A 10,267-nucleotide genomic window follows, 5' to 3' on the forward strand; every position below is an offset into this window, starting at 1 on the left:
CTGGGCGGAAGACACCCCAACCCGGCGCAGACGGAGTCGATCGCGCCCGGGCGGGGTGAAACGGTCTGTCGGCTCGTCGCGGTCAACTCGACGGCGTCCACTGCACCGACAGGCCGGTGGCCGCGCGTTCGGTGCGGACCTCCATCATCGTGCCCAGGATCGTCGCCCGGTCCACCAGGATCGGCCGCTCATCGAGCCCGTACGTGACCCGGTCGGAGAGGAACACCGGCGTCCCCACGGGCTGGCGCAGCAGCTCCGCCACCGGCGCGGCCAGCACCTCAGGGCGCAGCACCTCGGTGGCGCGGTGCACCACGATCCCGTGCTCGGCGATGGCCGCGTACAGCGAGGTGTCGCTGAGATCGGTGTCGCGCAGCTTGGTACCGGCCGGGGAGCGAACCCAGGAGAGTTGGTGCACCGCCGGCCGGCCGGCCAGCAGCCGCAGGCGTTCCAGCCGCAGGACCCGGGCGGTGCCCAGGTGCGCCGCCACCCAGGCCGGCGGACGCTGCATGGCCTGGCCGAGAATCTGAGTGCTGACCGTACGGCCCTGAGCGCGCAGATCCTCGGCCAGCCCGCGCAGCGAGTCCAGGCGGTAGGTGGCCTTCGGCGAGGCGACGAACGTGCCCCGGCCCGGTTGTTGGGAGAGCAGGCCGTCGTCTTCGAGCTGCCGCAGCGCCTGCCGCAGGGTCACGAGTGTCACCCCGTACGCGGCGCTCAGCTCCTTCTGCGGTGGCAGCGCGGAACCCGGTGGCAGCTCGCCCCTGCGGATCTTCGCGGTCAGGTCAGCCGCGATGACCCGGTATTTCGGCGTGCGGCGTTCCAGGAGACACCCCCAGGTCGAGTGCGGAGCGGAAGGCCGCGACGTCGGCGGCGAGCGCGCCGGCCGAGGCTCCGTCGAGCACCCTACGCATCAGCGCCGACGCGACGACAGCACCGTCCCCGGCGCGTCCCGCCTCGGCGGCCTGGGCCGGGGTGGACACCCCGAATCCGACCAGCACCGGCAGGTCGGTGACCGCCTTGACCCGGGCGGCCAGGGTGGCAGCCGAGGCGGCCAGGTTGGGACGCTCGCCGGTGGTGCCCATGACGCTGACCGCGTACAGGAAGCCACGACTGCGGGCGCAGATCTCCCGCAGCCGGTCGTCCGGGGTGGCCGGCGCGGCCAGCAGCACCAGTTCGATGCCGGCGGCGGCCGCCTCGGCCTCGAGCCCGGCGGACTCGTCCAGCGGCAGGTCGGGAACGATCAGACCGGACACCCCGGCGGCGACGAGCGGGGCGATCCCCGACCGCAGGATGAGGTTCGCATACGTCATGACGACGATCGGCACCCGCAGCGGCGTGCCCGCGAGGGCGGCGAGGATCGAGTCCACCGTGGCACCACGGGCCAGGGCCCGGTGCGAGGCCTCCTGGATGGTCGGGCCGTCGAGCATCGGGTCGGAGAACGGCAGACCGACCTCGATCGCGTCCGCGCCGCTGTCCTGATAGGCGAGCAGAAAATCCGTCCAGTCCGCGGTGATGCCACCGGTCACGTACGGCACGAGCAGCGGCCGCCGGGCCGCCTGCAGCGCGGCACCGAGCCGGGGCGTACCGGCGCGCGACTTGTCCAGCCCGGGCATCGCGGTCTGCTGGTTGGTGTCGATGGTCATCGCAGGCCCTCCATCAGCTGGGGCATGTCCTTGTCGCCGCGGCCGGAGAGCGTCAGCAGCACCGTCGAGCCGGCCGGCAGGTCAGGTGTCCCGGCCGCGCGCAGCACCCACGCCACCGCGTGCGCCGACTCCAGCGCGCAGATGATGCCCTCCCGCTCGGCGAGACGGCGCACCGCGACCAGCACCTCGTCATCGGTCACCGTGACGTACCGGGCCCGGCCCAGCTCGTTGAGCTGTGCGTGCTCCGGGCCCACCCCGGGATAGTCGAGTCCGGCGGCGATCGACCGCGCCTCGGCGACCTGCCCATGCCGGTCCTGCAACACCAGCGACCGGGAGCCGTGCAGGACTCCCGCCTCGCCCCGGGAGACAGCGGCGCCGCCCGCCGCCTCGACACCCACCAGGCTCGCGCCCGTGTCGACGAAGCCGGCGAACGTGCCGGCGGCGTTCGACCCGCCGCCCACGCAGGCAACGACCGTGTCCGGGATGCCGGTGCCGAGTTCGGCGGCGCACTGCCCGCGTGCCTCATCACCGATCACCCGCTGAAACTCCCGGACCAGCCACGGGTACGGGTGCGGTCCGGCCACCGACCCGAGGCAGAAATGGGTGTCCTCGACGGTCGACACCCAGTCGCGCATGGCCTCGCTGGTGGCGTCCTTGAGGGTCCGGCTGCCGCTGGTCACCGGGACGACCTCGGTGCCGAGCAGGCGCATGCGAAAGACGTTGAGGGCCTGGCGCTCGATGTCGCGCTCGCCCATGTAGACGGTGGCCCGCAGCCCGAACAGCGCCGCCGCGGTGGCCGTGGCGACGCCGTGCTGGCCGGCGCCGGTCTCGGCGACCAGTCGGGTCTTGCCCATCCGCCGGGCGAGCAGGGCCTGCCCGAGCACATTGTTGATCTTGTGGGAACCGGTGTGGGCCAGGTCCTCGCGCTTGAGCAGGAGCGTGACGCCCAGCTCGGCGGAGAGGTTGCGGGCGATGGTGAGGGCGGTCGGCCGCCCCGCGTAGGTGCGGCGGTGAACGTCGAGCTCCATCCGGAACGCCGGATCGGCCCAGGCATCCCGGAACGCGTCCTCCAGGGCGAGGCAGGCGGGGATCAGGGACTCGGGAACGTACCTGCCGCCGTAGTCCCCGAACCGTCCGCCGGCGGCGGGCTCGCGCATCACCATTGTCACCAGAACCTCCAGAGTTCTAGAACTATGGTCTGAGTGTGTCACAACAGCCAGAAAAGTTCTAGAACTCTTTGAGGTTGTTCGAAACCGACCAAGCCCTCGGGGGGACGACGGGCGGCAGGTCGGTCAGGTGAACACGGTGCGGCGTACGCCCTTCTGGTCGGCGCAGGCGCCGCGCCGCCCACCGGTCAGGCTGACCGACCCGTCCCGGCACTGCACCAGGTAGCCGCGTCCGGACCAGAAGTCCCGTTCGCAGTCGAAGTGGTCGCAGATCCGGTGGTCGGGGCGGCGGATCCGCTGGCCGTCGCAGAAGTCGTACCCCATCGGGTTGGCCGGGGCGCCGCAACGCCGCTCGCGGGGCGCGACGCTGGTCGACGGCGTGGGCCGGGGTTTCGCCCGGCGGGTGGCCGTCGGCGTGGGCGACGGGGCGGGGGTGGCGGCGACGGCCCGTTCGGAGGCGGATCGCACCGGCGGGTCCGAGTCGAGGACGGCCACCGGCACGGCCAGGGTGAGCGCGGCCGTGACGACGACGGCGCGGCGTCCGCCGGGGATCCGGGCGGTGAGCCGGGCCTGGGCGGGGGTGACGATCGCCGGGCGGAACGGTCGGGTCTGGTCGTGTTCGGCGATCAGCTCGTCGAGCTGCGCGAGCACGGTGTCCCGCTGCTCGATGGCGTCGGCGAAGGCGAGGGTGAGCACGAACCTGAAGTCGACCGCCGCCGCGGCCGGCAGGCGCAGACCGGTGGTCCGCTTGCGGTCGAGGACCTGGATCAACGTCACCGGGGCCGCCGGGTCGTGGGACAGCCCGGTCATCTTCGCGTACGCCCAGTCGCGCCGGCCGCCACCGCCGAGGAACGCCAGGCGACGGTTGGTGATCACGGCCATCCCGGCGTCGACGGCCCGGACCCCGTCGGGGGATCGGTGCCGCAGCGGTGCCGGGTGCGGTTCGAGGGTCAGGTCGGGGGCGGGCAGCACCGCGGTGTGCCGCAGCTCGACCAGTTGGGCCGCCGGCCAGGCCCGGAGCACCTTCTCGCCGTGTTCGAGCGCCAGCGGCAGCCCTCGGCCCGCCGCTGCCGAACCGCGCAGGTCGACGGCGAGGGTACGCAGCCGCCGAAGTTCGTCGTCGTGCCGGCGCCAGGCCGCCTCGGCCGCGCGGTAGCGGCGCTGCCGGCGCTCGTTCTGTTTGCGCGCCCAGGTGTAGCGCCAGGTGGAACCCGTCGAATCAGTTTCAGCCACGCCGACCCCTCCGCCGCGCGAGCCACCAATCGGGGTGTCGTACGGATTAACAGCGGATCAACGCCGACGGAACCGGCGCGACGGGTCCTTTCACCCGATCGGGTGATTGCCTCGGACGGATTCTGTGAGCAGGCCCGGCCGGCGCCGGGAACCCGGGTGGGCCGATCGGTCGGCCCACCCGGCCCGGACGATGACCGCTCAGGCGCGGTGGATCGCGTTGGCGTGGATCGCCTCGGCGAGGTAGGCGGCCATGCCCGGCGCGAGTGTCTCGAAGTACGCGGTGAACCGGGGATCCCCCACGTACATGTCCGCCAGGCAGGTGTGCATCTCGTACGAGCAGTCGTAGAACCACTCGGTGATGAGCCGCCGGTGCTCCTCGGCCAACGCCATCGCCTCCGCCGAGTCGGCCGGCACCCCCGAGGTCATCACCGCCACGAAGCGGCGGCCCCAGTCCTCGTTGGCCGCCTTGTTGCGCAGCCAGTCCTCCTTCGAGTAGCTGGCCGTCCGGCGGGCCGACTCCTGGTACGCGTCGGTGTCGCCCCAGCGCTGCTCCACCTCCTCGGTGTGCGCATCCGGGTCGAAGTCGCCGAAGACCTCGAACCGCTCCTGCGGGGTGAGCTTGATGTTCATCCTTTTCGCCTCCATCGCCATCTCGATCGCGGCGACCATCTCCTGGAGCTTGCCGATCCGGCCGCTGAGCAGCTCGTGCTGCCGGCGCAGGTGCGCCACCGGGTCGGCATCCGGGTCGTCGAGGATCGCCGCGATCTCCTCCAGCGGGAACCCCAACTCCCGGTACCAGAGGATCAACTGCAGGCGCTCCAGGTCCGCGTCGTCGTAGCGGCGGTAGCCCGCCGCGGTGCGTCCGCTGGGCGAGAGCAGTCCGATCTCGTCGTAGTGGTGCAGCGTCCGGACCGTCACCCGGGCCGCCCTCGCCACCTGCCCCACCGTGTACGTCATGGGTTCCCTCCCTTCCGCGACCAAGGCTCCCGCCTTCCGTTACGTGAGGGTCAACCCGATTCTGCGCGCGTCCCCGCCGCCACTGTCGGAAGGTTGTCGGCGGTGCCGGGACGTGGTCGCCGGCGCCGTGCCGGCGTGGTCAGGCCGGTGTGTGGTGCAGGGTGGCCAGCGCGCCGGGGCGGCCGTAGCGGTAGCCCTGGCCGTGCACGCAGCCGATCGCGGTGACCGCCGCGTGCTGCCCCTCGGTCTCTACCCCCTCGGCCACCACCGCCAGGTCGAACGCCCCGGCCAGCCGGGTCACCATCTCCACCGTCGCGTACGCCCGGGTGTCCGAGTCGAGCCGGGCCACGAACGAACGGTCGATCTTCAGCTCGGTGGCCGGGATGCGGTGCAGGTAGCTCAACGACGAGTAGCCGGTGCCGAAGTCGTCGATGGCGATCCGGATGCCCAGCTCGCGGAGCTGTGCGAGGCGTTCCAGCACCGCCTCGCTGCCGTCGATCAACGCCGACTCGGTCAGTTCCAGGGTCAGCGCGCGAGGCGCCAGGCCGGCGCCGGCGGTGGCCGCGGTGACCGTGGCGATGAGATCCGGCCGGCGCAGGTGCGCCGCCGCGATGTTCACCGCCACCGTCGCCTCCGGCACCCGCTGCCGCCAGGTGGCGGCGGCCCGGCACGCCTCGTGGATCACCCAGCGGTCCAGCGGCACGACCAGTCCGGTCTCCTCGGCCAGCGGCAGGAACGCCGCCGGGTTGAGCAGCCCCAGCCGGGGATGCCGCCAACGGACCAGCGCCTCGGCGCTGCGTACCTCGCCGGTGGCCAGGTCGACGATGGGCTGGTAGTCCAGGTGCAACTGCCGCTCGTCGACCGCCCGGCGCAGGTCGGCGATCAGCTCCGCGCGGGTCACCGCCGACTCGCGCAGGGCTGGGGTGCAGGTCCGGTACGCGGCCTTCCCGGCCGCCTTCGCCGCGTACATCGCGATGTCGGCGTCGCGCAACAGGTCGGTGTGGGAGGTGTGCTGCGGGCCGTACTCGGCGATGCCGATGCTGGCCGACGGGTGGATACCGGCGTCCTCCTCGCCCGGCGACGGTTGCAGGGCGGTGAGCAGCCGCTCGGCGAGCCGTTCCGGGGCGACCGGCCGGCCTGCGTCGACGAGCACCGCGAACTCGTCGCCGCCGAGCCGGGCGACGGTGCCGTCGTCGCCGACCGCCTCCCGCATCCGGCCCGCGATGCAGGTCAGCAGGGCGTCCCCGGTGGCATGCCCGAACCGGTCGTTGACCTGCTTGAACCCGTCGAGGTCGAGGATCAGCACGGCGACCGGCGGCCCGTCGCGCAGCGCCCGGCGCAGCCGCCGGGTGAACATCAGCCGGTTCGGCAGGCCGGTGAGTTGGTCGGCGTACGCCAGCCGACGCAGCTGGGCGACCAGCCGCAGGTTCTCGTAGGCGGCCAGCCCCTGACGCAGCGCCAGCGTCCCCAGCAGCGTCATCACGCCGACGAAGATCAGATGCGGGGTCTGCCCGGTCGGGCGGCGGGCCAGCACGACGGCGACGATCGCCCCGCCCACCGGCAGGTACGGCAGCGCCACCCGCCACCAGGACGGCAGCGGCGACTCGCCGCTGTCGTCGGCCTCGGTGCAGGTCGGTGGTGGCGGGTGGAGCGCCGCCACCGCGATCAGCAGGTAGCTCAGCGGCCAGCACAGGTCGACCGGGTGACCGGGGGCGTAGCTGCCACCGACGACGAGCGAGACGTAGACCGCGTCGGCTACCCCCCGCACGGCCAGACTGGCCCCGATCAGGGTCATCGGCCGCCACACCGGCCGGGCCGGGCCGGTCACCGCGACCAGGACGGTCAGCTGCATCAGGTCGAGCATCGGGTAGAGCAGGCCGAAGCCGTGCAGCGGGTCGGCCAGGTCGGCGGCGGTGATCCCCCGGAACATCACCACCCAGCCGACGGGGATCAGGGCGAGCCCGACGATCACCCCGTCCAGCAGGGCGCGGGTCCGACCGACCCGGTTGCGGGGAGCCGACACCGAGCAGAGCAAGGCGGCGGTGCCGGTGATGATGCCGGCGGTGAAGATCGCGCCGATCAGCGCGGTGTGCGGCAGTTCGCTGCTGCCGAGCCGCCCGGCCGTCCACACCGTACGGCCCGCCACGGCCAAACCCATGGTGACCGCGAGCAGCACCCAGAACCGGCGCAGCGGGGTGGGATGCCGGCGGGCCGCGCCCACGCAGACCGCTGCGGCCAGGCCCGCCACCGTGATCGCGCCCAGGTCGCTGGCGAGCGCCGCGTCCGGCAGCCCCATCAGCAGCCAGAGCGCCTCGACGAGAAGCACCGCCGCCGCGAGCGCCACCCCCGCGCGGCGCAGCGGCGCGGCAGGATACGGCGTGACGGCCTCGGGCTGCACGGTGATCGCTCCGGCTCCCTCTCCTGTGCGCACCTCAAGGCTGAAAACCGGCCACGGACGGGCGAACCATCGAAGCGTAACCACCACCCGTGCGCCCCGCCAGAGCCGACCGGCCCTGTCGGTGTGCACCCTTTGGGGCATGCCGGCTCGGTTGGTCAGGACCAGTCCTCCGCCGCGTCGCCGTCAGCTGTGGACGCGGGCGGGCCGCCGTGCGTCCAGGGGGTCTCCTCCGGGGCCGGGAACGCACCGGCCGGCAGGAACCCGTCGGAGAGGGTGGTCAGGCAGAGCCGCTCCCCCACCTCCGGCACCGTCCCGGGCGGCGCGGTCAGTCCCCGCCCCATCCCGCCGGAAAGCTCCAGCACCAGTTCCGTCTTGCCGTCCGCGGCCGGGGTCAGGAACACCACCTTCGCCTTCTGCGCGGGCCGAGCCGGGGAGAACAACGTCGTCCCCACCGGCACCGGCACCGGCTCGGTGGTCACCACCTGGATGCGGGGGCGCAGCACCGGCCGCCGGCCGCTGTCGTCCACCCGGGTCGGGTCGGCGAGCGTCACGTCGCCGACGAACGCCTCACCGGTCAGCCGGTGCTCGGCCATGACCAGCGGGTCGTCGTAAGCGCGTTGCACCGCGTACGAGGTCAGGGCCCGTTCCCACCGGTGCAGCCGCGCCGCCGCCGCCACCGCGCCGTCGCGCCGGGGCTGCGGACCGCCACCGGCGTCGAGGTGCTCGACATGGCCGGTGAAGGCGTCCTTGTCGCCGTCCCAGCGGCCCGCCACCCGCGCTCCCGGCGGCAGCGCGCGCAGCAGCCCCACGCCGCGCCACATCAGCTCCCAGGTGGGCGCGAGCTGACCGCGCAGCACCCGTTCCAGCGCCACGTACGCGGCCGCGCGGGCGGCCGGGTCGTCCTCGGCACCGGTGTACGCGGCGATGGCCGGGGCGAGCACCCGGTTGTCGAAGTCCGGGTCGGTGGCCGGGCCGGCCGGCGGGCAGAGCGTCGGATCCTCGGCGCGGGCCGCCATCTGCGCGCCGGTCGAGCCGACCGGCGGGTCGATCCAGCCCAGCAGCGCCGGCAGGTGCTGGTCCTCCACGCTGCTCTGCCCGGTGGCCCAGTGCAGGGTCAGCGCGTCCGTCATCGCCACCAGCGCCGACGAGCCGGGATGCTCGGCCCGCTCGGCGAAGAAGGTCAGCCAACGGCCGAGCAGCGGCACGTCGGGGTGCACCGGGTGCTCACCGTCGGGGCGGCGGAACCGTGTGGAGCGGCCGAACAGCCGCAGGAACGTCACCCCGGCCGGATTCGGCACCAGCAGTTGCGGCGCGTCGGCGTACCGGTGCCGGACGTCACGGCCCCGGTCCACCGGTACCGCCTCGGACACTGTCAGGAACTCCGCCAGGTACGGCAGCACGACCGCGGCCAGCTCGGCGGCGAACCGGAACCGCTGGTCGCGGTTGCGGGGTTGCGGCACGATCAGCAGCCGCGCCGCGTCCGGGGCGGTGCCGACCAGCGCCGCCAGCGGGGCGTTCGCCTCACCGGCCAGCGCCAGCGGCACCAGCACCAGCGGCCGCTCGGCCAGGTGCAGGTGCCGGACAGTGGCCACCGGCTGGGCCACCCCGGCGGCGACGGCCTGCGCCTTCGCCAGCGCGCGCAGCGTACTCACGCGGGGTTCCCGGCGAGGGCGTCGGCGCGCAGCCGGGCCGCGGCCCGCAGCAGCGCGGCGGCCTCCGCCCGTTCCGGTTCCGCGGCCCGCTCACCGGTCGCCAGGGCCAGCACCTCGGAAACCTCCTCGACTCCGCCGAGCGCCTCCCGCACCGGCCGGCCGAGCGCCCCGGTGTGGTCCCGCGCCTCGGCCCGGCAGAAGTACGCCAGCTCGCACGCGGCCAGGCACTCCGGCGCATAGTGGGCCTCGACGGTGCGCAGCGCGGCGGTCAACGTGGCCGGGTCGGCGCCCGGGTCGGCGGTGAAGTCCGGCGGCACGTTGGCCAGCAGCACGTCCAGCCGGGCCATCCGGTCGAGCTGGCGGCGCAGCACCAGTAGCTGCCTGCGCACGTCGAGCAGGCTGGCCACCGGCCGGTTGGCGAAGTCGCGCGGGCAGACCAGCACCACGTCGTGGGAGACCAGCTGCGGGTCCTGTCCCTCGGCGGCCAGCAGCTCCCGCAGCGCCAGCACGTAGACGGCCGACTGGATGGCGGCGGCGGCCACCTTCGCCGGGTCGGCCTGGCCGTCGATCACCGGGAAGGATTTGATCTCCACCACGTGGAACCGGCCGCCGAGGCGGGCGGCGACCAGGTCCGGCTCCAGGTGCACCCGCTGCCCGGCGACGTCCAGCCCCAGCAGCGGATGGTCGAACAGCGCCGCGTCCGGCCCGGTGGCGGTCAACGCCCGACGGGACCGCTCCTGCCGGTCCGGCAGGTCGTCGGCGCCGCCCAGGTCCGTCCAGTCCGCCCGCTGCGGCACCGGTACGCCCAGCCGCTGCGCGACCAGCCGCAGCAGTTCCGTCCCGCCGTCGGCCTTCACCTGCGCCTCGAACGTGTTGCCCCGGGTGATCGCGAACCGGGACTGCCCGAAGCGGGCCGGATACCCGATCCGCTCGGCCAGCTTCGGCTTGTCCACCCCGGCGCCGTCGAGCACCGCCCGGCGGGTGCATCCCGGGTTCCCGGTGAGGGCGGCGATGGTACGGGCGTTGTGCCGCTTCGGCGGCACGGTTCCCCGGATCACGGCCAGGCGCTGCGCGGTGCTCGTCACGATCCGTCAGGATAGGCGCTGGGCGCCGGTTCGGGCCGGACGCGGGCGGTCCGGGTGGGGTTGAAGAACAGGGTCAGCGCTCGGCCGACCGGTTCCAGGGCGACCGGGGCAGCCGGGTCCCGGCGAGCGGCCGACC

The 10,267-nt window shown here is 73.8% G+C and carries 8 protein-coding genes; all 8 read right to left on the reverse strand.

Going from position 1 to position 10,267, the window contains the following annotated elements; all coding sequences use genetic code 11:
- Nucleotides 1–82: 82 nt before the first annotated feature.
- Nucleotides 83–820, reverse strand: a complete 738-nt coding sequence (locus tag E1166_RS05365) for a GntR family transcriptional regulator (protein WP_132336310.1) — start codon at nucleotides 818–820, stop codon at nucleotides 83–85.
- Nucleotides 780–1,640: a tryptophan synthase subunit alpha gene (gene trpA / locus E1166_RS05370; RefSeq protein ID WP_132336312.1), complete on the reverse strand. Its 861-nt coding sequence runs from the start codon at nucleotides 1,638–1,640 to the stop codon at nucleotides 780–782. Before trpA ends, E1166_RS05365 begins: the two co-directional genes overlap by 41 nt.
- The gene (gene trpB, locus E1166_RS05375) at nucleotides 1,637–2,803 is read right to left on the reverse strand and encodes a tryptophan synthase subunit beta (RefSeq protein ID WP_132336332.1); all 1,167 of its coding nucleotides are present in this window, start codon (nucleotides 2,801–2,803) and stop codon (nucleotides 1,637–1,639) included. Before trpB ends, trpA begins: the two co-directional genes overlap by 4 nt.
- A 129-nt stretch (nucleotides 2,804–2,932) precedes the next feature.
- Nucleotides 2,933–4,039 (reverse strand): hypothetical protein, encoded by a 1,107-nt coding sequence (locus E1166_RS05380; RefSeq protein WP_132336314.1) that lies wholly within the window; start codon nucleotides 4,037–4,039, stop codon nucleotides 2,933–2,935.
- A 198-nt stretch (nucleotides 4,040–4,237) separates the two neighbouring features.
- Nucleotides 4,238–4,996: a MerR family transcriptional regulator gene (locus tag E1166_RS05385; protein ID WP_132336316.1), complete on the reverse strand. Its 759-nt coding sequence runs from the start codon at nucleotides 4,994–4,996 to the stop codon at nucleotides 4,238–4,240.
- Between the two features lie 139 nt (nucleotides 4,997–5,135).
- Nucleotides 5,136–7,394 carry an EAL domain-containing protein gene (locus tag E1166_RS05390; RefSeq protein WP_243710177.1) on the reverse strand — a complete coding sequence of 753 codons (2,259 nt, stop codon included), beginning with the start codon at nucleotides 7,392–7,394 and terminating at the stop codon, nucleotides 5,136–5,138.
- A 155-nt stretch (nucleotides 7,395–7,549) separates the two neighbouring features.
- Entirely contained in the window at nucleotides 7,550–9,046 is a 1,497-nt protein-coding gene (locus E1166_RS05395) for a hypothetical protein (protein ID WP_132336318.1), read from the reverse strand.
- Nucleotides 9,043–10,131, reverse strand: a complete 1,089-nt coding sequence (locus tag E1166_RS05400; protein ID WP_132336320.1) for a hypothetical protein — start codon at nucleotides 10,129–10,131, stop codon at nucleotides 9,043–9,045. Before E1166_RS05400 ends, E1166_RS05395 begins: the two co-directional genes overlap by 4 nt.
- Nucleotides 10,132–10,267: the final 136 nt, after the last annotated feature.

Source organism: Micromonospora sp. KC213, assembly GCF_004348325.1.
In the GTDB taxonomy this organism is placed as follows: domain Bacteria; phylum Actinomycetota; class Actinomycetes; order Mycobacteriales; family Micromonosporaceae; genus Micromonospora.

Bases quoted from the DNA above. Each gene is read 5' to 3' on its own strand.
- trpA (WP_132336312.1), bottom strand. From the start codon at position 1,640: ATGACCATCGACACCAACCAGCAGACCGCGATGCCCGGGCTGGACAAG.
- trpB (WP_132336332.1), bottom strand. From the start codon at position 2,803: ATGGTGATGCGCGAGCCCGCCGCCGGCGGACGGTTCGGGGACTACGGC.
- E1166_RS05385 (WP_132336316.1), bottom strand. From the start codon at position 4,996: ATGACGTACACGGTGGGGCAGGTGGCGAGGGCGGCCCGGGTGACGGTC.